The 25,135-nt window shown below is 70.5% G+C and carries 20 protein-coding genes, 2 tRNA genes and 1 pseudogene; 9 read left to right on the plus strand and 14 right to left on the minus strand.

Annotated features, from left to right (window positions below):
• Window positions 1-7 precede the first annotated feature (7 nt).
• From GNZ18_RS20135 to GNZ18_RS20150, 3 genes are all read right to left on the minus strand, one after another.
• On the minus strand, window positions 8-1,174 hold the full coding sequence (locus GNZ18_RS20135; protein WP_216651368.1) for a peptidase inhibitor family I36 protein: 1,167 nt from the start codon (window positions 1,172-1,174) through the stop codon (window positions 8-10).
• A 173-nt stretch (window positions 1,175-1,347) separates the two neighbouring features.
• Window positions 1,348-1,758: a hypothetical protein gene (locus GNZ18_RS20145; protein WP_156218006.1), complete on the minus strand. Its 411-nt coding sequence runs from the start codon at window positions 1,756-1,758 to the stop codon at window positions 1,348-1,350.
• Between the two features lie 122 nt (window positions 1,759-1,880).
• The gene (locus GNZ18_RS20150; RefSeq protein ID WP_156218007.1) at window positions 1,881-2,759 is read right to left on the minus strand and encodes an NBR1-Ig-like domain-containing protein; all 879 of its coding nucleotides are present in this window, start codon (window positions 2,757-2,759) and stop codon (window positions 1,881-1,883) included.
• Between the two features lie 930 nt (window positions 2,760-3,689).
• Between GNZ18_RS20150 and GNZ18_RS20155 the strand changes: the two genes are divergently transcribed.
• A complete protein-coding gene (locus tag GNZ18_RS20155) occupies window positions 3,690-5,165 on the plus strand; it encodes a glycosyltransferase family 39 protein (RefSeq protein WP_156218008.1) in 1,476 nt (491 codons plus the stop codon).
• 9 nt (window positions 5,166-5,174) lie between these two features.
• On the opposite strand, the gene GNZ18_RS20160 is transcribed toward GNZ18_RS20155, so the two are convergent.
• Together GNZ18_RS20160 and GNZ18_RS20165 are read right to left on the minus strand one after the other, a co-directional pair.
• Window positions 5,175-6,035, minus strand: a complete 861-nt coding sequence (locus tag GNZ18_RS20160) for a phosphotransferase family protein (RefSeq protein WP_156218146.1) — start codon at window positions 6,033-6,035, stop codon at window positions 5,175-5,177.
• A gap of 449 nt (window positions 6,036-6,484) precedes the next feature.
• Window positions 6,485-7,168, minus strand: a complete 684-nt coding sequence (locus tag GNZ18_RS20165) for a LysR family substrate-binding domain-containing protein (protein ID WP_312874635.1) — start codon at window positions 7,166-7,168, stop codon at window positions 6,485-6,487.
• Between the two features lie 55 nt (window positions 7,169-7,223).
• Here GNZ18_RS20165 and GNZ18_RS20170 point away from each other — a divergent pair, with 55 nt between their 5' ends.
• The 3 genes from GNZ18_RS20170 to GNZ18_RS20180 all read left to right on the plus strand — a co-directional run bounded on the left by GNZ18_RS20170 (window position 7,224) and on the right by GNZ18_RS20180 (window position 10,624).
• A complete protein-coding gene (locus tag GNZ18_RS20170) occupies window positions 7,224-7,607 on the plus strand; it encodes a DUF5997 family protein (protein WP_156218009.1) in 384 nt (127 codons plus the stop codon).
• Window positions 7,608-9,266: 1,659 nt separating this feature from the next.
• The gene (locus GNZ18_RS20175; protein ID WP_156218010.1) at window positions 9,267-10,271 is read left to right on the plus strand and encodes a hypothetical protein; all 1,005 of its coding nucleotides are present in this window, start codon (window positions 9,267-9,269) and stop codon (window positions 10,269-10,271) included.
• On the plus strand, window positions 10,265-10,624 hold the full coding sequence (locus GNZ18_RS20180) for a GntR family transcriptional regulator (RefSeq protein WP_156218011.1): 360 nt from the start codon (window positions 10,265-10,267) through the stop codon (window positions 10,622-10,624). The genes GNZ18_RS20175 and GNZ18_RS20180 overlap by 7 nt, the downstream gene beginning before the upstream one ends.
• A 988-nt stretch (window positions 10,625-11,612) precedes the next feature.
• On the opposite strand, the gene GNZ18_RS20185 is transcribed toward GNZ18_RS20180, so the two are convergent.
• A complete protein-coding gene (locus GNZ18_RS20185) occupies window positions 11,613-11,783 on the minus strand; it encodes a hydrophobic protein (RefSeq protein ID WP_156218012.1) in 171 nt (56 codons plus the stop codon).
• Between the two features lie 253 nt (window positions 11,784-12,036).
• On the opposite strand from GNZ18_RS20185, the gene GNZ18_RS40865 reads away from it, so the two are divergent.
• Window positions 12,037-12,420: a hypothetical protein gene (locus GNZ18_RS40865; RefSeq protein ID WP_173390803.1), complete on the plus strand. Its 384-nt coding sequence runs from the start codon at window positions 12,037-12,039 to the stop codon at window positions 12,418-12,420.
• Window positions 12,421-12,525: 105 nt separating this feature from the next.
• On the opposite strand, the pseudogene GNZ18_RS20195 reads toward GNZ18_RS40865, so the two are convergent.
• Window positions 12,526-12,678 (minus strand): annotated as a pseudogene (locus GNZ18_RS20195) (IS5/IS1182 family transposase); the annotation flags it as partial.
• 32 nt (window positions 12,679-12,710) lie between these two features.
• Between GNZ18_RS20195 and GNZ18_RS20200 the strand changes: the two are divergent.
• A complete protein-coding gene (locus tag GNZ18_RS20200; RefSeq protein ID WP_156218014.1) occupies window positions 12,711-13,055 on the plus strand; it encodes a hypothetical protein in 345 nt (114 codons plus the stop codon).
• 419 nt (window positions 13,056-13,474) lie between these two features.
• Here the strand turns inward: GNZ18_RS20200 and GNZ18_RS42295 are convergent, their stop codons facing one another.
• From GNZ18_RS42295 to GNZ18_RS20220, 4 genes are read right to left on the minus strand one after another with little or no spacing between them, the layout of a single operon-like run.
• On the minus strand, window positions 13,475-14,980 hold the full coding sequence (locus tag GNZ18_RS42295; protein WP_214620618.1) for a sensor histidine kinase: 1,506 nt from the start codon (window positions 14,978-14,980) through the stop codon (window positions 13,475-13,477).
• Window positions 14,977-15,720: a response regulator transcription factor gene (locus tag GNZ18_RS20210; protein ID WP_156218015.1), complete on the minus strand. Its 744-nt coding sequence runs from the start codon at window positions 15,718-15,720 to the stop codon at window positions 14,977-14,979. Before GNZ18_RS20210 ends, GNZ18_RS42295 begins: the two co-directional genes overlap by 4 nt.
• A gap of 23 nt (window positions 15,721-15,743) precedes the next feature.
• Window positions 15,744-17,942, minus strand: a complete 2,199-nt coding sequence (locus tag GNZ18_RS20215; protein WP_156218016.1) for an ArnT family glycosyltransferase — start codon at window positions 17,940-17,942, stop codon at window positions 15,744-15,746.
• Complete coding sequence (locus GNZ18_RS20220; protein WP_156218017.1) at window positions 17,939-19,252, minus strand: glycosyltransferase; 1,314 nt, start codon at window positions 19,250-19,252, stop codon at window positions 17,939-17,941. Before GNZ18_RS20220 ends, GNZ18_RS20215 begins: the two co-directional genes overlap by 4 nt.
• Before the next feature lie 999 nt (window positions 19,253-20,251).
• On the opposite strand from GNZ18_RS20220, the gene GNZ18_RS44035 reads away from it, so the two are divergent.
• Complete coding sequence (locus GNZ18_RS44035; protein ID WP_376766275.1) at window positions 20,252-20,389, plus strand: helix-turn-helix domain-containing protein; 138 nt, start codon at window positions 20,252-20,254, stop codon at window positions 20,387-20,389.
• Between the two features lie 448 nt (window positions 20,390-20,837).
• On the opposite strand, the gene GNZ18_RS20225 is transcribed toward GNZ18_RS44035, so the two are convergent.
• Window positions 20,838-20,908: transfer RNA gene (locus tag GNZ18_RS20225), tRNA-Gly, on the minus strand.
• Window positions 20,909-21,033: 125 nt separating this feature from the next.
• Here GNZ18_RS20225 and GNZ18_RS20230 point away from each other — a divergent pair.
• Window positions 21,034-21,107 (plus strand) — tRNA-Pro (locus GNZ18_RS20230).
• Window positions 21,108-21,148: 41 nt separating this feature from the next.
• Here the strand turns inward: GNZ18_RS20230 and alaS are convergent.
• Together alaS and GNZ18_RS20240 are read right to left on the minus strand one after the other, a co-directional pair.
• Window positions 21,149-23,737 (minus strand): alanine--tRNA ligase, encoded by a 2,589-nt coding sequence (gene alaS / locus GNZ18_RS20235; protein ID WP_156218018.1) that lies wholly within the window; start codon window positions 23,735-23,737, stop codon window positions 21,149-21,151.
• Window positions 23,738-23,955: 218 nt separating this feature from the next.
• A complete protein-coding gene (locus GNZ18_RS20240) occupies window positions 23,956-24,351 on the minus strand; it encodes a winged helix-turn-helix transcriptional regulator (RefSeq protein ID WP_156218019.1) in 396 nt (131 codons plus the stop codon).
• A gap of 122 nt (window positions 24,352-24,473) precedes the next feature.
• Here GNZ18_RS20240 and GNZ18_RS20245 point away from each other — a divergent pair, with 122 nt between their 5' ends.
• Window positions 24,474-25,049: a YceI family protein gene (locus GNZ18_RS20245; RefSeq protein WP_156218020.1), complete on the plus strand. Its 576-nt coding sequence runs from the start codon at window positions 24,474-24,476 to the stop codon at window positions 25,047-25,049.
• The last annotated feature ends 86 nt before the right edge of the window (window positions 25,050-25,135 follow it).

A 25,135-nucleotide genomic window follows, 5' to 3' on the forward strand; every position in this document is an offset into this window, starting at 1 on the left:
TCGGGCGTTACCGGACGTTGTAGCCCTGGGAGCGCCAGAACGAGTTCGGGTTCGGGTTCGCCAGGTGCTCGTCACCGCTCGGGGACGCGTGCGTCTGCCGTCCGGGGCGCATCTCCACGTGGGTGTGCGCGGACGAACTGGACGACACCCCGCGCCACGCCTCGTTGGCGATGACCTGGCCCTTGCGGATCGACTGGCCCGCGCGCAGGGAATTGCGCGGATCGGTGTGGAGGTAGATCACCGTCCTGCGCAGCGAGGCGTTGTAGACGGCGATCGTGGAGAGCCCCGCTCCGCCGTCGCGCCCTTCCACGACACGGGTGACCTTGCCGCTCACCAGGGCGTAGACGTTCGAGCCGCGGCTGCGGGCGAAGTCGATGCCCTCGTGCCGGCCGGACCTGTGCTGGTAGCCGTCGAAGGGGCAGGTGAGCCGTCCGCCGCGGGCCTGGTAGAGCGCGAACGACATGTTCACGCGATTGCGCGGCGAGAGCTCGTGCGAGGCGTTCTGGTTCTTCAGGCGGGGGTTCAGGTCGCCCTTCTCGCCCTTTTTGAAGTCCTGGTAGATGCCGCCGTGGTCGCTGTTGTAGTACACCCGGACGGTCTGGCCGGTGCGGTTCCAGACGGAGGCGGCGGCGTTCTTGACGCACTTGCCCTTGCCGCTGCCCTGGCCCTTGAACTCGTAGCAGCCGGGCTGCTTGGCGCCGTAGTCGGCGACCGAACCCCTGAAGTCCGAGACCGAGCCCTTGTTCCCGCTGTTGAAGTAGTAGCAGAACTCGCCGCTGTCGCACTTTCCGTCGCGGTCGGCCGCCGAGGCGGGCGGTGCGGCCGCGACCGCCGTTCCTCCGATCGCCGCCGCGGCGGCGGCCACGGAGAGGACCTTGTTGAGCGTCGTACCCATGGTGTTTCTCCCTTTTCTCTTCGCCGGGATGGTCCCGGCGTGCTTGTTGCGGGGTCCTGGTGGAGTCAGCGGCGCCGGTACTCGCTCGACGAGGAGCACGCTGGCCTTGGCGCCCGGGGTCGGCTTCTCGCTCGCCCGCCGCGGATCGATCTGGGCCGCCTTGACGAGCGCCTCCATGTCCACACCCGGTAGTGAGGCCGCCTGAGCCGGCGTGGTCGTGGTCAGCGAGGTGAGCAGGGCGGCCGCCGCGAGGGTGGCCGCGCATGCGGACGGCTTCATCGGTTCTCCTGGTCGCGGATGAGCCGGGCTGATGCCACGGCGGGGCCGGCCGCCGCGGATCGCGCACGCGTCGGCGGGAGGGAAAGGCGGTGTTCGCAGGCAGGGACGGGACCCCGTAGGGGATGGACCGCCGCCCTGTCGAGCCACCGGGACGGTGGACGGACGCAGACCCGTCAGCAGCGCTTGCTGGTCGAGGCCCTGGGCCCGTCCGGGATCCAGCCGGCCGCCTGGGTGCAGTGCGCCAGCGTGCGGGTCCCGAGCGACCAGATCTGCTTCGTCCGGGTCCGGCACCGGGTGCCGTTCAGAGAACGGTCGGAATTGTCGGCGACCGCCACGCACGCGTTCCACGTCCGGTGAGAACCGCGGTAACCGGCCCAGACGAAGAGATAGGCCCAGTTCTTACCGCACCCCGTGAACTGCTTCACCGACGCGAAGGTCTGCCCGCCGTGCCGAATATGGGCGGTCGAGCCGATCTGAACGATGCTCCTACAGCCGGGCGCGGACTCGGCCTGCGCGGTCACGGGAATCGCGCCGATCGCCGGTACGGCCAGAAACGCCGCCAGCGTGCCCGTGGAGAGTCTCATCATCGAAGCCCCCTTGTGCCGCCACCCCCCTTGAGTGGCGGGCAGTGACCACCTTGCCGAGGGCCGCGCGGTGTCAGGTACCCCCTGTGACAGGTTCTGACATGCTCTTACACGGTCGGGCGCTACCGGACGACGTTGACCACGAAGTACACGGGACGGGCACTGGGAAAGAGTTGCCTGCCCTCGCCGTCGACCATCTTCCAGGCCACCCAGCACGACCCAGGAGCGGCCGGTGCGGTGACGGGAACACTGATCCGAACGCGGGCCCCCGGCCCGGTATCGGGAATCGGCACCTTCGCCGGAGTCAAACAGGTGCCGTTGTCGGCGGGCAGCGCCGCGCGTTGCAGAAAGCGCCCGTGCCAGTGGACGGCGCCCGCGTTCTTGAGCTCCCAGGTCTTGATGAACCGCTGCCCGGTCCTCACCACCGTGCCATCGGGAATCGTCACGTCGCCGACGAAGGCGCTCGCGTCGCCGGAGAAAAGCGGGGCCGTCGACACCGTCGTCTTCCGGGCCTCGGCCCCGACCTTCGGCTCCGGCTGACCTCCGGAGGCGAGCAGTAAGGACACCCCGACGCCCGCGCCGCCCAGCGCCCCGCAGCCCGCGACGATCGCGATGACACGGCGGCGCCGCCTCCGCGCGGGGCCGGGCGTGGGCACCACCGCCGACTCGTCCCCGTCCTCTTCTGCTCCGGAACCGGGGACGGCCGCTGCGGGGGCGCCGGAGGCGACGGCGTCCGAGCCGAGCGCGGCGCACCAGTGCTCCCGCCACTCCTCGACGTCGCCTCCGCAGGCCTCGACGAAGGCCTGCGTCGTCGTCCAGCTCGGGAACCTCGTTCCCTTGGCCGCCTCGTGCAGGGTCGCATGGCTGACCGACCGCGACTTGGCCGCCATGACCCGGAACGAGGGATTCCCCGCCTCCGCGCGCAACCGCCGGAGCCGCTCGGCGAACCGGTCCCGCGCGTCCTGACCTCCGGTAGAGGGCAACGCACCAGAGTCGCTCATGGTCCACCTCGTCAGACCGGTCGTCGGTGTCAAAGGGATCGGTGCAACAGTGACATGAATCGATCCACTCGGTAAGCCATTTCCGTTCGGTTGTGTTGATCACCTGACCGGGAATGGCCACGGCGTCGCAACGCGCGGGAAGGTCGCCTGATCGGCGCCGCCACCGATGCGAGCTCGGCCGGGTCGGACCTTGCGCACGGGGCCCGCCGATATGTGAACGGTCCATTTTCACATGGGGCCGAACTTGATCGCGAACATCTGGCGAACCGTGCGTGGACCTCGCGCTCTCGGAGGCGGGGCGTCCCGGCATGGGGTGGGACGGAGGGCCCGGCAGTCGGCTTCGGGATCCTGGGCGAACGGCTGAAATACAGGGATTGTTCACCAATTCAGCGCCCGCTTTATTCATTTTGCCGCTGCACCTTCAGGAGACCACGCTGATGTGAGGGGATTGCGACCTGGATGTCCCGGTCGAAGGAACATGTCACCACCTTGATCGGAGGGCGCCGCCAAGACGCCGAAGCAGGCCGCGGAGCCGTCCGCCGGTGTGCGCCCTCTCGGCAGGGTGGCGGACTCCTCCCGCATCCGCCGCGGCCGACGGCGAGTTTCTGGAGGACGCCCAGATCGCGGACCGGTCGGCGTGCGGTGTCCATCCCGCCCGGGATCGTCCCGGAGTCGCGAACGCACCTGGCCGAATTCGCCGAGGACGGGCCCGCCCGCCGCGGGTCGCCGGCCTTCCCGATCTCCACTTCCACGACCTGCGCCGATTCACCGGCGAGCACAGATCAGCTGAACTATGTCCGGAAATCGTGACATTCCGAGCTTGTTGCTGATCTTCAGGCCACAATCTCGTTTGCGGATCAGGTCGTCCTCGGTCGCCGTTCAGCGCCTGGGGAGGACGAAACGCATCGAGTTCGGGGGAGCGCCAACGCGATGGTGGTCAAGAACGATGAGCTGGTCGATCCGGTCGTGGCGGCCGAGCGGGGCCCGGCGCCGACCCGCACGCCCTATTGGACATGGCTGATCCCCGGCGGGCTGGCGCTGGCGGTCCTGCTGACCGGGCTGGGCACGCCGTCCCTGTGGCGCGACGAGGCCGCGACCATCTCGGTCGCCCGGCGGCCCCTCCCGGACATCCTCCGTCTGCTGGGCAACATCGACGCCGTCCACGGCCTGTACTACCTGCTGATGCACCCGGTCATCGCCGTCTTCGGCACGAACGAGTGGGCGTTGAGACTCCCTTCGGCGCTGGCCGGGGCGGTGGCGGTGGGCGGTGTCGCCGCGATCGGCGCCCGGCTGTGCTCGGCACGCGCGGGCGTACTGGCCGGGTTGCTGTGCACGGTGGCGCCGATGTTCTCCCGGGTGGGGCAGGACGCCCGGTCGTACGCGCTGGTCATGGCGCTCGCGGTGCTGGCGAGCCTGCTGCTGGTGCAGGCGACGCAGACCGGGTCCGCGCGATGGTTCGTCGCGTACTCCGCGATGATGGCCCTGTTGGGCGCGGCGCATCTGGTCGCGGCGCTGCTGCTGGCGGCGCATGGTGCGACCCTGCTCGTCCATGCCCGCCGGGCGGTGTTGGCCCGCTGGCTCGCGTCCGCCGGCGCGGCCGGGGCCGCGACCGCCCCGCTGGCCGCCCTGGCGAGCACACAGCAGTCCGCGATCGGCTGGATGAGCTCTCCCGGCTTAGCCGAACTCGGTGAGGTCGTCTCCGCGCTGACGGGGTCGTTCACGTTGATCGTCCCGATCGTGCTGCTGGTCCGCTCCAGGGGCACCGCGCCGCTGGTGGCGCTGGCGCTTCCGTGGCTGCTCCTGCCGCCCGTGGTCCTGCTGACCGTCTCGCTGGCCCACCCGCTCTACAACGTCCGGTATCTGCTGTTCTGCCTGCCCGCCGCGGCCCTGCTCGCCGGGGCCGGCCTTGCCCGGTTGCACCTCCCGCTCCAGGCCGTCGCGCTGGTGGCCGTCGTGGCGGTCGTCGTGCCGCCCCAACTGGCTGTTCGGAATCCCAGGGGACATCTGGACGACCTGCGCACCACGGAGAGAGTTCTGAGCGCGCTGTCCAGGCCCGGTGATGCCGTGGTGTTCCTTGAGGGCTTCGGACGGAGCATGTCCACCCCCTACCCGACCGGCTTCGCACGGCTCCGTGATGTCGGCCTGGCGCGTTCCCCCAGCGCCTCGGCCACCATCGACGGGGTGTCGGTTCCCGACTCCGAGCTCAGACACCGGCTGAGGACCGCTCCCCGCGTATGGCTGCTGACCGGCCTGGGGCACAAGGGCCCCGCGAGCCCCGAGGACGAGCGGAAGGTGGCAGCGCGGGCCGAGGCGCTCCGTCCCGATGGCAGCACGTATGCCCTTGTGGAGCGCCGCCAGGTCCGCCGTCTCCTGCTCAGCCTCTACGAACGACGTCCCGGCCGTTAGCGGCGGTTTCTACGGACCACCCAGTCGCCTGGTGACCGTGTCGAGTGTGGGCCAAGGAGGGCCGTCGCGCAGCGAGCGCAGGAGTTCCTCTCCGAATCGCCTTCCGCCGGGGAGTCGGTCGCCGAGTTCCCAGCGCCAGGCGGCGACCATCGCGAGGACGAGTTGCCGGCACTCGTCCAGCAGTCCTCGGTCGAGGTTCGGGTAGTGCTCGCAGACCGCCTCGGTGACGTGGGCGAGATCGAACTCGACGGGTCCGCGGCAGCACGTCTCAAGGTCGATGAACAACGGGCCGTGCTCCGTGTTGAGCAGATTGCCCGGATGCGGCTCACCGTGGAGTAGTTGCTCCACGGCGCCGCGGTCCTCGACCGTCCGCCGCAGGCTTGCGAGTCTGCTGCTGAGGAACACGCGGTCGGTGCCGTCGAGCTCTGGCGAGAGCTCCGGGTCGGCGACGACGTCTTGCGCCTGCGCGATGCGATCGGTGAACCGGGGGCTCGGCACGTCGACCTTGCGCATGCCTGCGTGGAGCCGCTCCAACGCTTTGGCGTAGTCGAGGGGTGCGGTGTGAGGTGCCACGGGTTCGTAGTAGGACCACAGCGTCACTGTGAAGCCATCGCGGGAGTACACACGTGGGTCCACCCGAGGTTCCAGGAGTCCCGTCGGGCATCCGACCTGGGCGAGCCGTTGAGCGAGCTCAACTTCTAGGTGTGCGTCCTCTTGCCCGACAGGGGCGACCCGGGCAAGGACGTCGCACGGCGTCAGCCGCAGCGCCAGCCTGTTGGAGCTGTGGAGGACGAGCGCGTCGTCGGCCGGCAGATCCAGCGATGCGGCGACCGAAGTCGCGGCCGCGATCGCGCGCGTGATGTCGGTCATCTCCACCGTCGGATCTTGGCACACCCGATCCACGATTCTCGGGGGCCGGCCACCAACACAGCGCGTGGACGGACGGGGTGTGCGAGCTGTGTGGGAGGCGGTGGGTGCCCAGCCCGCCGCCTCTTACCGCCTTCCGGCGGGGCAGAACCGGCCCAACAGTGCAAGGTGCAGCCGGAAAGGGGGCTACTGGAGCAAAACGTCATCGACGGGTGACGCGGGCTGGGCTGTACGCCCGACAGCAATGGCCAACGCCTTTCGGGACTTCAGGAGGGAACGTGCGCGTGCTCTTGTTCCCGTCAGGTGCGTGACCATCCGGCCTTGAGGGCTCGGGCCACATGCCGTGCGGGGGCAGTGCATGTTAGACGTCGAAGCGGATGCGACGACCGGGCCTCTGACGGCATCGAGATGCGGATGAGTGCTCGCGCGTATGTCGCCATGTATGGCCCACTTCACGTCCGGCGGCGCGTTTGGCGGCGGCGCTTGGGGGCGGCGCGCTTCAGCGGTGCCTTCTTACCGGTGGGCTGCTGTTGCGGTTTGCGGCCACGGGAGCTGTTGGGAGTGCGACCGCGGACGATGCCGATGAGTTCCTCCATGAGGTCGGTCGTCACAGCTTCAAGCCAGGCCAGACCGATCTGGGACTGAGGAGCGTCGGTCACGGTGCGGTAGGTGAGGTCTTTGCGGTGGTGGAGGCGGGCCAAGGACTGCGGGAGCAGCAGGACGCCGGCCCCCGACGCCACCAACCCGATCGCGTCAGCGGTGTTCTCAGGACGGGTGAAGGCGGGCTGCCCGGGACGGTCATCCCAGGTCAGGACGTCGTCGAGCGGTTCGAACACGTCCTCGTCGGCGAGATCGGCAAGCTCCACCTCCTCGACCGCGGCCACGGCGTGATCCTTCGGCACCACCACCACGGTCGTCTCCAGGTACAGCGGGATCACATGAAGGGCGGCGCGGTCGACGGGCAGGCGTACGAACGCCGCGTCCACACCACCGTCCCGCAGCAGGGGCACGACCTCGGCGGCAGGCATCTGCATCAGCCGAAGCGGCACCTCCCGCACCCGTTCGGCCCACACCCCCGCCCACTTCCCGGGCGTCACCCCTGGCACGTAGGCCAGCCGGAACTCAGCATCGGTCACTTCATCAGCCTAGCCACGACCGGGCGGCTCCCTCCCGCTGACTACCCTTGTGGTCATGAGCACGTCCAAGGCGAAGACGCCGCAGACCATGAAACCCGCGACCGCGGCCAAGAAGCTGGGAATCCTGCTGTCAGCAGCGCCCGCCGAGTTTCAGGAGGGCCCCGTCTCCCGAAACGAATTGAACGCGCTCCAAGCCGACCCGCCCTCCTGGCTCGCCGACCTGCGCCGCGAGGGCCCTCACCCCCGCCAGGTCGTCGCCGCCAAGCTCCGCGTCTCCGCCTCGGGCCTGGCCCGTGCCGGCATCACGGGCCCGCTCACCACTGCCGAGATCGAGAACCTGAAGGCCGAGAACCCCGACTGGCTGGAACGGGAGCGGGCCATCCAAGCCGAAGTCCGCAAAGAGAATCTCCGCCTCAAGCAGCAGCGCGCCAAGACCTGACTCACGCGAGGTTGGCAGAACCACGATGGTTCGCGCGCTGCGAGTGACGGTCCCCTGCTCGGTGACATAGGCGATAGCCGGTTCTCCGGTCACACCGCCAGTGGATGGCGCGCCCAGATCGTTCTCGGCAAACCGGCTCCTTTGCCGCCCGAACCCAAGGCGACTGTCTTCGCGCTTCCACCCGCGACCACGAAGTCTGATCGTGAGCGGCCCCGGGCTGCCTCATGGCAGAGTCCCTTCTGCGGCAGCCGACGTCAGCGAACCCGACCGGTGGCTGCCCTGAATGGCACCCGGCGGAAGGCTTACTCGATCAACCCGCTCGCGGTCGCCCGCCCCGCGGGCGGTTCGCGACGCCATTAGACGAGCGATGCGCGCGCATGTAGGCGTCTCGAAAAACCCTCCCGAGCGCGACGGCCGAGAGGGAGCGCCGGCGACGTCCCCGAGGCGGCCGGAGACTTGGGCCCGACGGGTACCGGGGGCGGGCCTGAAAACTCGTGCGTTCCCTGAGGCCATTGGTGACCGTGGCACCGTCGTGAATCAATGGGAACTGCGGGACGAAAGTACTTCGTCGTCGTCCCGGTCCCGGTCGGGGACGTCGACGAGCTTCGGGTCAAGGGAGTTCTTTGGTCCGAAACCTGTAACCCTTTGGCCGCCTTCTGGTCGCGTCGGGGCCCCGTCCCATCCCCCTCCCTGGCGATCAAATGGGCCAAAAATGATCGGCTCTCGCCCACGTGGTGCACTGATAGGGAGGTCAGGAGGGGCCCAGAGCAGGGAAAATGAGGCCGCCGCGATTAATCATGAAATGGCGGGTAGAGGGCAACCGACATTCCTTCCGAGGTCAAAAGAGGAAATCATGAGCGTTCCGGTGTGCGGAAACTGTGGCCGCGTCCGGTGCATCTGCTCTCCCACGCCCCATCCTGGCCCCCATCACCTCGATCACCCCTAGTCGGCACCAGCACCACACGGCCCCTCGACCCACGAGTCGAGGGGCCGCTGCGCGGCCGCGCCCGGAAGCCGCCGAAGATGTCTCGCCGCCATGTGTCGGTGGTTCCTCCCGAACGCGTCCCCAGGGCCGGAGCGGGGGACTCTGCGCAGGTCACGGCGCGTACACGCCGCTCGTCCGCCGGACGGATTCCGGCCCGGACACGCGGACAGGACGCGGGCCGGATAACCACGCGGCGCCGCCTCGGGCACGGCGGGGCCGCCGAAGGCGGAGTCTGGCGCGTGAAGGCCATCAAACGCAGCCGCTACGGCCGCCGAACTCGACCTCCTCCGAAAGATCATCCTCTGCGCGGACCGAACCGATCTCCACCATGAGTGACCACTTCGCCGGAACCCACAGGCTCCAAGAGTCACAGCCTGGAACGACGTCACGGACGGGACAGGGGCCGTAGCGCGCTCATCGCGCAGGTTCGCCGCGAGTGTTCAGCGGCCGCCGCGTCCTATCGTTCGTTTCGGGAGGTGGCGCGTGCGGCGCCGGCCCCGAGCACCAGGCCCACGCCCACCAGCCACCACTGCCCGGTGACGGCGGAGGCCACGACTCCGAGAAGCAGACCGGTTCCCGCGCCCAGCGTGAATCTCCCCTTGCCCACCGGTCCTCCTGATTGAGTGTAAAGTTATAGAGCCATGCAAACAATAGCAGGGGAGGGGATCGGCGCCGTGCCCCAGACGAGGCGGCAGTTCACCCGGCGGTTCGGGCGACGCCGCGCGGTGATCCTCGCGCCACTGGTGATCGCCATGTTGGTCCTGCCCGCGCTGACCCTGGCGCTGCGCTCGCGGCTCCCGGCCCAAGCGGCCCTCTCCGCTGACCCGGACGACAGGCTGTCGTGGCCGATTCTCAACGCGGTGACGGCGGCATGGCTGCTGGTGGGGACGGTGGCCTTGGCGGCATGGCTCCACCGTCACCGGCTCTCCCCGGTGGGAGTCCGCTGGCCCGCACCGTTCACCTGGGCCGCCGGGGCCGCGGCGTGCGTGCGGTCGCTGTCGCTGGTGACCGGCAACCTCGACGACGCCCGGCCCCAGGCGTTTCACCCGGCCTGGTGGGCGCACCCGGCGGCGATCGCGGTGATCGCCGCCGTCTCCGGCGCCGTCGGGTGGGTCCTGGCCGGAGGCGACCCCGACCTGCCCACGGCGACCGTCCGCCCGGGCCCGGAGGCGCCCCGGATCACGTTGGCGCCCCATCAGCGAACGGCCTGGTGCCGGTCGGTGGTGTCCCACCGCACGTTCGCCGTCGCGGGGGTGCTCGCCGGGCTGGGGCTTCTCGGAGTCTTCACCATGCCCGGGATCGCCGGCGTGCTGACGGTGATCCTCGCGGCCCTGCTCGCCTCGCACGCCACCGTCACCGTGCGGGTCGACCAGCGGGGCGTCACCCTCGCCCAGTCGATCCCGCGACGCGCCCTCATCATGGTGCCCTTCCACCACATCGAGCACGCGACGGCGGCGCCCTCACCCGCAGGGCTGCCCCGCGGCGCCTACGGGGTCGTCGCCGACGGTACGGTCTTCGGCTACCGCTCACGAGCATCCGGCCCGGCGCTGCGGCTCACCCTCTCCGGCGGACGCGAATGCGTGTTCACCGTCGAGGATCCCGAGACGGCGGCGGCGTTGATCAACACACGGCTGGACGACCTGCCGGTCCCCGGCTCCACCCGGGGGGCCTCATGCTGATCACCATCGACGAGACCTTGAACATCCCCCTGGCCGACCAGATCGCCGCCGCCGTGCGAGGCGCCGTGATCCGGGGCGATTTCGCCCCCGGCGACCGGCTGCCCCCCGCCCGGGAAGTGGCCACCGCGCTCGGCGTCAACCTCCACACCGTCCTGCGCGGATACCAGCAACTGCGCGAGGAGGGCCTGGTCGACATGCGCCGCGGCCGAGCCACGACGATCGCCGCGTCCGCCGACGCCGCCGGCCTGGCGATCACCGAGCACATCCGCTCGCTGGTGGACCTCGCCCGCCGCTCGGGACTCGACGAACACGACCTCCACACCGCGATCTCCCGCGCCTTCGGCACCACCTGACGGTCACCGGCGGCTGGACGGCTCGATCCTGGTCTCGATGGACGCTCAGGACCCCAGCACGACGAGCCTGCCCGCCCACCAACCGGAGCAGCTCACCTACCGGAGGCAACGCGCCGCCAGCACGCCTGCAATCGCCCCACGGTTCCGGGATGTCGGTGGCCGACCAGTCTCATCCCACGTAAAGGCCCTTCGGCATGTCCTGGGGACCAAGCCGGGGCGAGCGGTCAGCTAGCGAGCCGTATGACGCCAGGCCCCTGGAAGGTGGCGATGTCGACGCTGACCTCCACCACCCGGGTGGGACGCACACGCGTGCAGGGGGGCCGGCGCGGCCGTACCGGGCAGGCCACCGGCCCCAGCCGTGGGGGAGTACGCGGGCCAGGGCTGCCCGGGCCCGCCGGAGCGCAACAGCGCCCCGACCTGCTCGCGCGCCGCCCTCGGCAACGGGGAGGTCCGCCCGACCACCCGCAGCCGAGGAGACTCACGGTCGTAGCGGCCCAGCACGAGAATGCGGCGGCCCCGTGAGGGCGCCCAGGATGGCCAGAGTCTCATCGCGGTGCTTGATCTTCAGCCACCGGCACGCGTCAGGGGCGTGGGCTCGTCCGCGCGTTTGACGAACAACCCTTCGAAGCCGTGGACGGCGAGGAGCTCCAGCCAGAACCGGGCCTCACCGGCTTCGGCGGACTGTACTGACACGATCACCGGTGCGGAGCCCAAGACATGCCGGAGCAGCTGGCAGCGCTCGCGCAGGGAGCGGCGCCCGACGTCTTCACCTGCGGCCGCCGCTGGGGTATGCGAGGCGGCGTGCTGGGAGATCCTTGGATGCCTGGTTCCGGAACATTAAGGATTTAGGGCACGCCGCCTCGCTGATCTCCCTCCCCACAGGAAGGGCCACTAATCGTCAGGGAACAAAGGCAAGGGGCACACCATCAGCGGTGCGCCCCTTGCACAGGGGTTCAAGCTCCCGTATCTACGGGGGCGTATCAGGTGGTCACCAGCGGTACCAGCGGCCACGTCGGCCACCGGTACCGGCGGGCCGGACGACAAAGCCGATCAGCCAGATCAGCAGGACCGCGATCGCGATCCACCAAAGGATTTTCAGTGCGAACCCTGCGCCGACCAGGATGAGGAAGAGCAGCAGGACCAGTAGCAGCGGAACCATTGTGTTACCTCCCGGCGCCGGTATGCCCCCCACTTACCGATGTATTCCAAGAACCTTGCCGACCCACGTCCGCGGCGGCTGGAACACACAGACCACCAGGTCGCCGTGCCTGTGCGCGCTGGTGCGCGTCGCCCTCGTCCCCGGCTCCCACGCCGCCGCGCGCGCCGACTTCACCTGGCACGGAGATAGCGTTGCCGACCTGCCAGAGCTTCAAGGTCCAGCTCTAACGGCGCGGCCGACCCCTGGGTCGGCGATGTCACAGATCGATGCGCGCGCCGACTCCGGTGAGCGGGACGGCGAGTCGGTGTTCGGATGTTCCAGCGCTACTGGTCACCGGATCATAGGCGCGCAATTGGATCCTGGCGTCGCCGAACAGGCCCTTACCGCTCGTACTGCCGCACGGCCACGCGCGTTCACCTTCGGCGTCCTGGCCATCCGTCACGCGCAGACGCTGGAAGCCGAGGCCGCGTGCGCGGCAGGCCATCAGCTCCTTGACCTGGCGGCCCAGATCTCATCGCGGCGGGTGTGCATCCGGCTCGGCGAGGTTCTCGATGCGCTCTCGCCCTACGAGAGCAATCGAGCCGTCGCGGAGCTGCGGGAGGAGGCCGAGCCGGTGTTGCGAGGTTGCGGGCTCTGACAGCGGGGAGCTGTTGCCCATGTTCGCAATGCCGGCCGAGGCCGAGGAAGTCCTCGCCGAAGTGGGTGCCCGCTGCCGGGTTCGTGTCGACGACGCTCGATTGGTGCCGGTGGTGGCCACGAAGATGATCGCGGCCAGGGCCTCTCGGTCCCTATACCGCCGCCGCCCGCCGCCCTGGGGCGGCCTCGGAGCGGGCGGCACTACCCGCTGGAACAACCCCCACAACTCCCCAGGCACCAACCGCTCGACCATCTCCACGCACGACAGGCGAACGCTGACCTACCAACGAGATGCCGTCCAAGAGTCTCGACGAGCCGGGCAAGCGGCGCGAGGTCGTCGAGGTGCTGCGGGCGCAGCGCCGGGGTCGGCTGCGCGTCGGCGGGATGTCCAAGGGGATCGCCACCGCGATTCTGGCGGTCTTCCTGGTGGTCGTCACGGCGTTGTCGTCGGGGGCTGTCGAGGAGTTGCGGGATCTGCTGTGCTCGTCGGTCTGCGGGACCGGCATGCGGGACGCGGGGGCGGTTCCGATGACTTCGGGAATCGTCCGAGGCCGGGTCTGGTGCCGTCCCCGGCGGCAGGTAGCGCGCGGCCACGCACTGGGGTGCCCTCCGGCCCGTCGGGAGCCGAGGAAGTGAACGAGCCGCTGACGGGGCGCTGGTGGATCAGATGCCGAGCACGCGTGTCTCGCTGGAGCCAGCGCCGCCGGGCTCGGGCGGCACACCCGCCCCGGACGAGCCGACGAGCGCCCCCTGCAACGAGCCGCCGCCGGAGGTCCCTGCCGATGAACCGTCCCCGACGGTGTCACCGTCTCCGTGAGGCGAGCACAAGCAGCCGGTGATGCCGCAAGGGCGCTAAGACCGCTCCCAGAGAGAGGGGCGGCTTCCTGTTTTTTGCCGGTGGTCCTTGTTCGCGCGCAGCCTGCCCGGCTCGGGCTGTCCATCGTCGCCGAGACCGGCGGCGGCGTCGACCTGGAACCGGTGCCCGGCGGTGCCTTCGCGCGCGTCCGCTTCCTCGGCACATCCGAATACGCCCACCGACCGTGCCGGACCGAAGGTCAGGTGTGCGGGAGGACGAGGCGGAAGGTGGAGCCGCGTCCGGGGGCGGTGTCGAGTTCGAGGCGTCCGTTGTGGTTCTCGGCGATGGCGGCGGCGATGGCCAGTCCGAGCCCGCTGCCGCCATGGTCACGGGAACGGGACCGGTCGACGCGGTAGAAGCGCTCGAAGAGGTGGGCGGCCCTGTCGGGGGTGAGACCGGGCCCCTCGTCCGCGACCTCGATGACGCAGACCGGCGTCCCGTCCTTCAACGCAGGGGAAGGGCTGAAGCGGCCGTCTCGGTCGGTGCCGCAGGACGGGCCGGCGCGAGCGCTGCCGACGCGGACGTGGATGGGTGTGCCGGACGGAGTGTGCACCAGGGCGTTGGAGATCAGGTTGGTCAGCACCTGCCGGAGCCGGTGGGAGTCTCCCGTGGTTTCCACGAGTTCCAACTCTCCGGCGCCGTCGTCGAGGGGTTTCAGGGCGATGGGGCGGCCGGGGTGGCGGACGGCGGTGGCCCTGATCGCGTCCGCGGCGAGGGCGAGCAGGTCGACCGGCTCGGTGCGGTAGGCGGGTTCCTGGTCCAGCTTGGCCAGCAGGAGCAGGTCGTTGACCAGCACACTCATGCGTTCGGCGTTCTGGCGGATCAGCCGGTCGGCGGTGTGCCGCTCGGACGCGGGGAGATCCTGGTGGCGCAGCGACAGCTCGGCGAACCCCTGGATGGAGGTCAGCGGGGTGCGCAGCTCGTGCCCCGCGTCGGCGACGAAGCGGCGCAGCCGGGCCTCGGACGCCTCGTGTTCGCGCAACGCCCCCTGCAACCGCTCCAGCATGGTGTTCAGCACGCTCCCGAGGCGGCCGATCTCGGTGCGGGGATCGGTGTCGGTGACGCGTTCGTCCAGCCGTCCCGCGGTGATCTCTTCGGCGGTGCGCTCCATGCGGGTCAGCGGCAGCAGCCCGAGCCGCACCACCCATCGTCCAGCGATCACCAGGGCCGCCAGGGTGATCACCAGGACGACCGCGTTGAGCCACAGCAGTTTGGACATCGCGCCGTCGACGGTGTCGAGGGGGAGCGCGACGACGAAGACCTGCCCGTCGGGCGCGATCCCGCGCCGGACCCGCCAGCGCCCGTCGCCTCCGGTCGCGGGAAGGGTCGCGAGCCCGTCGTGGGGCATGGGCAGGCCGGCGGTGGTCCGCGGGAGGCGGGGCGCCGACTTGGGACCGCGTCCGAGGGATCGCGAGGAGAGCCGGCCGGCGTGGTCGTAGAAGAAGAGGCGGAACTCGGACGGAAGGTCGCCGTCGGACGGCGGTGGCGGGAGGGGCGCGCCGCGGCGCTCGGCGGAGTCGTCGAACCGGCTCGGCGTCGGCGGGAAATCGCGGAGCTGCTCGTCGACCCGACCGTGCAGCCACGACCGCAGAACCAGGTACCCGATCGCCTGCGAGGCCAGGACCGCTGCGGCCGCCAGGGCGGTGGCGCCCAGCACCAGCCGGCGGCGCAGCGAGCCGGGACCGCCGGGCAGCGGCCTGATCACGGCCCCGCCGACTCGGTGTGCTCGCGGGGCAACCGCAGGCAGTACCCCACTCCCCGGACGGTGTGGATGAGCGGCGGGTCGAATCGGTCGATCTTGCGGCGCAGGTACTTGACGTAGGTCTCCACGATGCGGCCGTCGCCGTTGAAGTCGTACCGCCAGACGTGGTCGAGGATCTGGTTCTTGCTCAGGACCCTGCGCGGGTTGGCCATCAGGTAGGCCAGCAGGCTGAATTCGGTGGGGGAGAGCGGGACGTACTCGCCGGCGCGGTGCACTTCGTGCGCACCGGCGTCCAGGACCAGGTCGGCGTAGCGCAGCACGTCCTCCCCGGCAGTGTCACCGACGTCGGCCGCGCAGGACCGGCGCAGGATCGCCTGGACGCGCAGCAGCACCTCCTCCAGGCTGAACGGCTTGGTGACGTAGTCGTCGGCCCCGGCCGCCAGCCCGGCGATACGGTCCTGGACGTCGCCGAGCGCCGTCAGGAACAGGATCGGGGTGTCGACGCCCACGGCCCGCAGGCCTCCGGTGACGGCGAGGCCGTCCAGGTCGGGGAGCATCACGTCGAGGAGGATCAGGTCCGGGTGGAACCGCTCGACGGCGAGCAGGGCGCCCTGGCCGGTGTCGCAGCTGTCCACCTCGTAGCCCGCCAGCCGGAGGGTGGACTCCAGCAGGACGCGGATGCCGTCCTCGTCCTCCACGACCAGCACGCGCCGCGGGGGCTGCTCCGCGTCCTGCTCAGCCATGATCGATCACCTCACCCCCGGTCTCAGCGAGCCGCGCAGTCGTAGAGGGTAGCGGCCCCTCCCCTCCCAGCGGCGCCGCCGGGGCCGCCGGGGCCGCCTCCGGTGGGCGTGCCGGAGCCGCCGTAGACCGACGGCGCCACGGCCCGGCAGTGGCCGGTGACCCACGCGGTCCGCCGCGCGGCCGCGCTGTCTCGGCTTGGGAACGGGCCACCGCCGCCCGGCGTCGCGGAGGCGAGGACGAAACGGAGCTCGCCGCTGTGCGTCCACCGCTCAAGCCGCCGGACGGACGGTGCGTCGTCGGCCGAGGTGAAGCCACCCATGCCGATGACGTGCGAGTCGCTGTGCAGGATGAACGCCGACGCCGCCATCGCGCCGCCCTCGACGGCCAGCGTGATCCGCGCGGAGCCGGAGTTGCGGCGCGCGTAGTCGAGGATCTTGCGCTGGTCGGCGGTGAGCGCGGCCGCGTCCCCTGGCCCGCCTCCGGGCGGGAAGGGCCCCGGCGGAACGGGCCCGCCGCGCGACATGCCCTCCGGCACGGCACCGGGCGTCGCCGGGCCTGACGGGAGGCCGCGCGGCCCGTCCTGGCCGGGCCGGGTCCGTCCGTCCCGGCCGGAGGAGGGCATCCTCATCGGTCCCGCCGCCGGGATGACGGCGCTCATCGACGTGGGCCCGTCCGCCGGGACGAACGCGGCCCACGCGCCCGGCGCGACCAGCACCGCCGCCGCTGCGACCGCGAGCGCGATGGGCAGTAGCCGGGCCGTTGCCCTGTGGGGGGACGACCCCCCACGCCTCCCGGAACGGCCCGGGGACCAGAACGCGGCGCACAGCAGCACGACCGCCGCCGTCCCGGTCACGGCCACCGGCCACACCAGCCACCCGTGCCATTCCGGCGCCCGCCGGATGACGACGACGGCCCACGCCGCCGTGACCGCGACCGTGACCGCCGCGACCGGAGCGGGCCACCGTTCGCCTGCCCGTTGCGCGCGGACCAGCACGGCCGCCAGGCCCCCGCACAGGGCACCGATCGCCGGGGCGAGCTGCGTCGTGTAGTACTCGTGGAAGATCCCTTCCTGCATGGAGAACACCCCGGCGCACACCACCAGCCACAGGCTCCACAGGACCCATCCCGAGACGGGAAGGGCCGTAGCCTCCGGCAGGCGGCCGCGGCGGCGCAGCACCGCCACCGCCACCGCGGTCACGACGGCCACCGCGCACACCGGCAGCAGCCAGCTGATCTGGCCGCCGACCGCGTCGCCGAACATCCGCAGCGGGCCGGTGCCCCCGCCGAACGGCGCGCCCGGCCCGCGCGGCGCCCCCGAACCGCCGGGAGGGGCGCCTCCCGGACCGGGACCGCCGGGGCCGGGGCCCTGCCCGAAGACGCGGCCGAGGCCGTTGTAGCCGACGACCAGGTCCCAGGCCGAGCCGTCCTCACTGCCGCCGATGTACGGCTTGTCGCCAGGCCACACCGCTACCATCGCCACCCACCACAGCGACGAGACGGCCAGGACCGCGCCCGCCGCCGCCAGCCGCCAGATCCTCGCGATCCAGGGGCCGCCCGCCCCGACGAGCCAGGCGGCGGTGAAGGCGGGCAGCACCATCCACGCCGCGAGCATCTTGGTGACGAACCCGCAGCCGATCAGGAACGCGGCCCCGCACAGCCACCACGTCGCCGCCCGCGCCGCGGGTTCCCGCACGGCCCGGGTCAGCGCATACGCCGCGCCTACCAGCAGCAGGAGCAGCGGGGCGTCGAGATTGTTGCTGCGGGTGATCGCGACGGTGACCGGGGTCAGTGTCAGGACGAGCGCGGCGACCAGCCCGGCGACCTCACCCGCCCAGCGGCGCACCGTCCGGTGCAGCACCAGTACGGCCAGGACGCCCTCGACCACCTGGGGCAGCAGCAGCGACCAGCCGTGCAGCCCGAAGACCTTGCTACTGATCACCTGTGGCCACAGCCCGGCCGGGGGCTTGTCCACGGTGACCACGCCCGCCGGATCGTACGAGCCGAACATGAAGTTGGTGAAGCCACCCCCCATCGACTTCACCGCCGCCGAATAGTACGTGTTCCCCCACCCCAGCGAGTTGAGCGACCACCCGTACAGGACGCAGGCGGTGGAGAGGATCGCGCCGAGCGCGACAGCGGGCGCCCAGCCGGGCAGGGAGCGCGGCCCGGCCGCGGGCGGCTGCGGAGGGGAGTCGGCCGAGGCGACGACGTCGGAGCTCATGAGGTTTCGCTTTCATTGAGGGTTTCGCCGAGGGACGGTGAGCGGCGGCGGAACACCGCCGTCCGCAGCACCACGAACCGGATCGCGGTGACCAGCACCGAGGCGACCGCCAGAACCAGCGTCTCGGCGGCATGCGACGCGCCCGGATCGGCCTGCTGGAACAGCAGCACGCCCGCGGACGTCACCGAGTACCCCACGGTGAACAGGGCCCCGGCGCCCAGATGCGCGCGGCCGGCGCCGACCGCGGACCCGCGGAAGGTCAGCCGCCGGTTCGCCTCGGTGTTGAGCACCGTCAGCACCACCAGCGACACCAGGTTGGCCAGCGCCGCGGGCCACCACGACCGCAGCAGCCAGTACAGCAGCGCCTGCCCTGCCGTGGAGACGACGCCGATCGCCACGAAGCAGACCAGCTCCCAGGTGAGCGCCGTCCGCCTGCGGGCGGGCGCGAGCACCGCGTCGGGGTGCTCGGCGGACGGCGCGGCCCGTCGCGGCACCGCGACGTCGGCGGCCCCGGACGCCTTCAGCCTCGCCATACGCCACATCCCCTTCAGATCGTCCAGCGCCGTCCGGACCACGCGGACGCGGGTGTCGACGTCCTCCACCCAGTCGACCGGCACCTCGTGAACGCGCAGCCCGTTGTGCTCGGCGAGCACCAGCAGTTCGGTGTCGAAGAACCACGCGTCGTCCTCGGTGACCGCGAGCAGCGGCCGGACGACCCGCGTCCGCGCGGCCTTGAAGCCGCACTGCGCGTCACTGAACCGGGTGCCGAGCCCGTGCCGGAGCAGCGCGTTGTAGCAGCGCGAGATCAGCTCCCGCCGCGGCCCGCGCACGGTGCGGGCGCCGGGCGCGAGCCGGCTGCCGATCGCCAGGTCCGAATGCCCGCTGGCCAGGGGCGCGAGCAGCGGCAGCAGCCCGTCCAGCCCGGTCGACAGGTCCACGTCCATATAGGCGACGATGTCGGCCTCGCTCATCGCCCACGCCGTTCGCAGGGCCAGACCGCGCCCCTTGCGGCTCAGGTGCAGCACGCTCACCCCGGGCAGCTCGGACGCGAGCCCACGCGCGACCAACAGCGTCCGGTCGGTACTGGCATTGTCGACAACGGTGACCCGCCACGCGAACGGCAGGTGCTCCAGCAGATAGGCGTGCAAAGTGTGCACGCAGCCGGGAAGCGCCCGCTCCTCGTTGTGGACGGGCAGGACGATCTCCACGGTCGGCATCGCGGACGGTTCCGCGGCCGGGACGGCAGGGGGCTGGAAGGGCTCGGCGGCATTGTCCGCGGCCGAGCCGACCTCACTGGACGCAGGCGTCATGGGATCCTCGAAAGGCAGGGGGCGGGAAGTGCGACCGCGCCAGGCACACGGGGACGCCTGCCGCGTCCCGGAGCGGGGGCCCATGACACTCCCGGAACACCCGGAAGATCAACGGGGAAAAAGCAGGGAATTCGCCGAGAGTCTTCTCGCGCCGCAAAGACCGCCAGGTGGGAGCGCCTCACGAGCCCAGGCGCCGGGAAGGGCGGCGATCCCTTCCTCACCGCGAAGGACGCCACTGCCGACCGGATCGCCGGGCTGACCGCGAGCGGGGACAACTATGTCGCCGAGACGTTCAGCCTGGACGAGGTCATCCTGCGGGTCCGCGCGATCCCGCGCCGGACCAGACGCTCGGACGCCGATGCCGAAGACGGGGTGCCGCGCTCCGCGGATCTCGAACTGGACCGGATTCCGGCCTACGACCTCGGTGGCGGCAGCCAATGGTGGAGTCCAACGGACGATCATCACGCTTCGCGAGATGGGCTCGGCGCTATCGCGGCCGATGCCTGCCGTCGGGTCGCCGCCCAGGTGCTTCGACGTGTACAGGTCATGGAGTGACCGCCGAGTCACCAAATGAGATGGCTTCTAAAGCTGTTTCCTCACAGCTCCAGCAAAGCCCCGACCTACCCGGCTACCGCGACGATGAGAGGGCATAGCTCACGACGGTGAGATGTTCGTGGAGGCGGACCATGGCCGAGACGGAGCCCCCAGCCGATGGCGTGCAGAATACCCACTCCGGAACGTCTGATGTCGTCCTGCAGGCCCGCGAGATTCAAGGCGGAGTTCATTTCCACCAGGTACCTACGGAACGGATGCCGCCGACACCACATCAACTCCCGGCTGACGTGTGGGGATTCACCGGGCGTCACCCGGACCTAGAGCAACTCGACGCCCTGCTGGCCACTCGGCCTGCGCAGCAACCTTGAGCGACGGCGTTGGCTGTCCACTGGGCCCACCGCGTTCTCGATCACTTCCCAGATGGGCAGCTGTATCTGAATCTGCCTGTCCCGCACTTACGCCTACCAACTCGCTAAGAGCAACGAGCTTCCATGCAGGGTGTTTCGGGTCGGCAACTGCTATCGGGTGCCAACGGCAGACCTTCTCGCCCTCCTCGGCGCGGATGGAAGGGCGACTGTCTGAGCAGGCTTCAGTGATGCATAGATGCCGGTGTGCACGACCCTGCCTCGCACAGGGCCTTATCGATGGCGCGGTTGATGGTTGCCTGGAGTGGATCGGCGCCAGGACCAGACTCGTCTCTCGCATCGGTGAGCAATCCTGGCGGTGCTGGAGAGCCAGCCGCCCTACCCTCCCAGGGCGATTGCCGACCGCTGGACCCGAACTCAAGCCGCGTGCTACGGCATTGTGAGCTTCTCGCCAACGGGCGCTCACAGTGCGGCAGGGAGCTGCCACCCCACCGCGTGGGATGAAGATCTTGCTCCAGGGTGGCTGCGCGGTTGTCCGATCGACCCGCCGTGGGGGCCCGGACCTGACGCCGGGGTCCGTCATGATCACGCCGGAGCCCGGTGACAGAAGATCTCGGGGTTCGTTCTCGATCTTGCTTGCAGCGCTCTGACCTGGGGAACTTGGGAGCGGGCGACGGGAATCGAACCCGCGTAGCCAGTTTGGAAGACTGGGGCTCTACCATTGAGCTACGCCCGCCGGCGGGGCGAGGGGGTGGTCCCTCAGGCGCCATCCCGTAGCGTACAGGGTTCCGGGAGTGGACGGGTTATCCGGGCGCGCGCGGGGTCCGGTCGGCATTAGACTTCACGGGTCGCGTGGTGCGGCGGGCTGTAGCGCAGTTTGGTAGCGCACCGGCTTTGGGTGCCGGGGGTCGTGGGTTCAAATCCCGCCAGCCCGACCCTGAGACGGGGCGGCCTGGGGCCGCCCCGTCGTTGTTTTTTATGGGGTCAGCAGGCGGCGGGCCTCGGTCGCCGCGAGGATCAGGGCTGATTCCAGGCGGTCCGGGCGGCGGCCGCCCGCGCTTGCCACCGGGCCTTTTCCGCCCGCCCCGCCGCCCAGTTCGGACGCCGCGTCGCCCAGTAGGTGGCGGGCCTGGACGGTGTCGGACGAGACCGCCGCGACCAGGGTCGCCTTGGTGGCGGAGCGGGTGCCGAGTATCACCGCGCCGGGGCGGCGGGTGAGGACGCGGGTCGCCAGCGGGCGCAGGTCGGGGGTGTCCACGATCTGCGCCACGAGCCAGCCGCCGGGGAGGCGCTCCGCGGTTTCCGCCAGGCGGTGGGCCTGGGTCGTCAGTTCTGTTTCGCGGAGGGTCTCCAGGGTGCGTTGGGTTTCCGCGAGGGTCTCCAGACGTTGGCGGAGGCGGGTCGGTGCCTCGTTCGGGGGGACGTTCAGGAGGTTCGCGAGTTCGGTCAGCAGGGCGCGCTGGTGGTCGTGGTGGCGGAGCGCGTCCGCGCCGGTGAGGGCCTCGATCCGGCGGAGGCCGGTGCCGATGGACGATTCGCCGACGATGTGCACCGGGCCCGCCTGGGATCCGTGGCCGACGTGGGTGCCGCCGCAGAGTTCGCGGGACGCGTCGCCGATGTCGACGATGCGCACGTGGTTTCCGTACTTCTCGCCGAACAGCGCGGTCGCGCCCGCCTTCTCCGCTTCGGCGCGGCTTGTTTCCCAGACGTGGACGTCCGGGTCGTCCAGGAGGTAGTCGTTCACCAGGGTCTGGATCGTGTCGATGTCGATCGGGGTGAAGTGCGCGAAGTCGAACCGGAGGCGGCCGGGTTCGACGCGGGAGCCGCGCTGGGCCGCGTGGTCGCCGAGGACGCGCCGGAGCATCGCGTGCAGGACGTGGGTCGCGCTGTGGGAGCGCGCCGTCGCCGCGCGGCGGGAGGCGTCGACGAGTGCCTCTGCTTCCTGGCCCGGACGCACTTCGCCTTGCAGGACCTCGACCTTGTGGATGTGCAGTCCGTCCAGGCCGGGGCGTGTGTCCAGGACGCGGAGGACGCCGTCGGTGGTGCGGAGGGTTCCGGTGTCGCCGACCTGGCCGCCCGCCTCCGCGTAGAAGGGGCTCCGGGAGAGGATCACTTCGACGGTGTCGCCCTCGCGCGCGCTTGGCAGCACCTCCGTTTCGGAGAGGAGTGCCAGCAGGCGTGTCTCGGACGAGGTCGTCTCATATCCGACGAAGTCGGTGAGGCCGTGTTCGGTGACGATTCGCCGGTACAGGTCTTGGCGCGCCACCGCGTCGCCCTTGCGTCCTTGCCCTGCTCGGTGGGCCTGGCGGCGTTGGTCTTCCAGGAGTTCGCCGAACGCGTCCATGTCCACGGTGAGGCCCGCCGAGCGCGCCGCGTCCAGGGTGAGGTCGATGGGGAAGCCGTAGGTGTCGTGCAACTCGAACGCGGTCCGCCCGGAGAGGGTGGTCTTCGCGGTGCTGATCGCGGTGTCGAGGAGGCGCGAGCCCTGGCGCAGGGTTCGCTCGAAGCCCTCTTCCTCGGCGGTGACGACCTGCCGGATCAATTCCCGGTGGGGTTCCAGTTCAGGGTGGGTCACGCTCGCGGTCAGCGGCGCCAGCGCCGGCTCGTCGATGCCGAGGCGGCGGACGTGGCGGATCGCGCGGCGCATGAGGCGGCGCAGCACGTAGCCGCGGCCGTCGCGGGAGGGCAGGACGCCCTCCGCGATGAGGAAGGCGATCGAGCGCGCGTGTTCGGTGACGACGCGGAACGAGGTCGAGGTCTCGCTTCCGTCGCGTCCCGGATATTCGCGGCCCGCCATTTCCCCGACGCGTCGCAGGGTCGGGGAGAGGAGGTCGGTCTCGCAGACGGTGTCGACGCCCTGGAGGATCGCGGCGAGGCGGTCGAGGCCGAGGCCGGTGTCGATGTTCTTGGACGGAAGTTCACCCAGGATCGGATATCCGTCCTTCGCTGGGCCCTCGCCCCGGAGGTTCTGCATGAAGACGAGGTTCCACAGTTCCTGGTAGCGCTCGCCGTCCACCGCGGGGCCGCCCTCGCGGCCGAATGCCGGGCCCCGGTCGTAGTGCAGTTCGGACGAGGGACCGCACGGGCCGGGCGTGCCCATCGACCAGAAGTTGTCCTCCATGCCGAGCCGCTGGATCCGTTCCTGGGGGACGCCCATCCGGCGCCAGAGCCGTTCGGCCTCGTCATCGTCCTTGTAGACGGTGACCCAGAGGCGTTCGGAGTCGAGGCCGTAGTGGCGGGTGAGCAGCTCCCACGCCCAGGAGATCGCCTCCGGCTTGAAGTAGTCGCCGAAGGAGAAGTTGCCGAGCATCTCGAAGAACGTCGAGTGCCGGGTCGTCCGGCCGACGTTCTCGATGTCGCCCATGCGCGCGCATTTCTGCACGGACATGAGCCGGGGATGGTCCGGGACGTCCTCCCCGAGGAAGTAGGGCTTGAACTGGTTCATGCCCGCGTTGGTCAGCAGCAGCGTCGGGTCGGACTGGACGAGCGGGCCGGACGGGACGGCGTGGTGGCCGCGTTCCCGGAAGAAGTCCAGAAAGGTCGAACGGATGTCAGAAGAGCGCATGGGACGGCCTCACGAGGTCGATGGGATGACGGCGCACACCGCCGAGCCGGGCCGGGCGCGACTGCCCGTTCCCCGGCTCGGCGCGGCTAGCTCGCCGTCCCACCTCGTGAAAGACCATCGGATTTCCCGCTCGATTCGCCTGTGACCCGATCACGCTACCAAGCGGTGCCGCTCCGCCGCACTTCCTTAAACGCTGCGGGAGCGGTACCGGGGCGGCCTCAGGACGACCGGAGCGCGTCGAGTTCGGCGGTGCGCGTGTCGTAGTCGGCGCGGGCGGCGTCGATCTCGTCGAGGTGGGCCTCGGCCCAGCCGACGAGGGCGCTGGCGGCGTCCAGGAGGGTCGCGCCGAGCGGGGTCAGCGCGTAGTCGACGCGGGGCGGCATGACCGGGAACACGGTGCGGCTGACGATGCCGTCGCGCTCCAGGCCGCGCAGCGTGACCGTGAGCATCCGCTGGCTGATGCCGTCGATCTCCCGTTTGAGCTCGGTGAACCGCTTGGTGCCCTCGCCGAGCATCGCGATCACCTGGAGCGACCACTTGTCGCCGACGCGGTCGAGGATCTCGCGGGCGCGGCACATCGAGGGGCGGTGCTCGCGGAACGCGTTCGGCTCCATGGTTCTCTCCAGGTGACCGGGGCAGTTAAAAGTGCCTTCTTGTGCAGGTATCCGGGGCGGAAGCACGATGGAGGCGGTTCCGATCCAGAACCGCCTTACTCTTCATAACAATAGGAGACACGATGACCGCCCAGCTTGTCGAGATCCCCGGCTACGTCGCGGGCACCTGGACGATCGACCCCGTGCACTCCAGCGTGGGCTTCGCGATCCGGCACCTGATGGTCAGCAAGGTCCGGGGGCGGTTCGCCGAGTTCGAGGGCACGATCGTGACGGGTGAGGACGTGCTGGACTCCTCGGTGACCGCCACCATCGACCTCGCCTCCGTCGACACCGGCAACGCCCAGCGCGACGAGCACGTCAAGGCCGCCGACTTCCTGGAGGTGGAGAAGTACCCGTCGATGACCTACCGCTCGACCGGCCTGCGGCGCGAGGGCGACGGGTTCGTCCTGGACGGGGAGCTGACCCTGCGCGGCGTCACCCGCCAGGTGCCGCTGCGGCTGGAGGTCGGCGGCTTCGGCCCCGACCCGTTCCTGCAGGACGACCCGTTCAGGGGGGCCCGCGCCGGCTTCACCGCGACCGGCGAGATCAACCGGCTGGACTTCGGCGTGGGGGACGACGGCACGATCCCCGGCGGCGGGCTCGCGCTGGGGGAGAAGGTGCAGCTCGTCCTGGAGATCGAGGCGTCCCTCCAGGTCTGACCGCCGGGCCCTCCGGAAAACCCGGCGTTCAACCTCCGTTTCCCTGTCGTTCCGACATCTCGCCGTATCGGGCGAGATCATGCGAG

The sequence above is a fragment of the Actinomadura litoris genome, assembly GCF_009733595.1.
GTDB lineage: Bacteria > Actinomycetota > Actinomycetes > Streptosporangiales > Streptosporangiaceae > Spirillospora > Spirillospora litoris.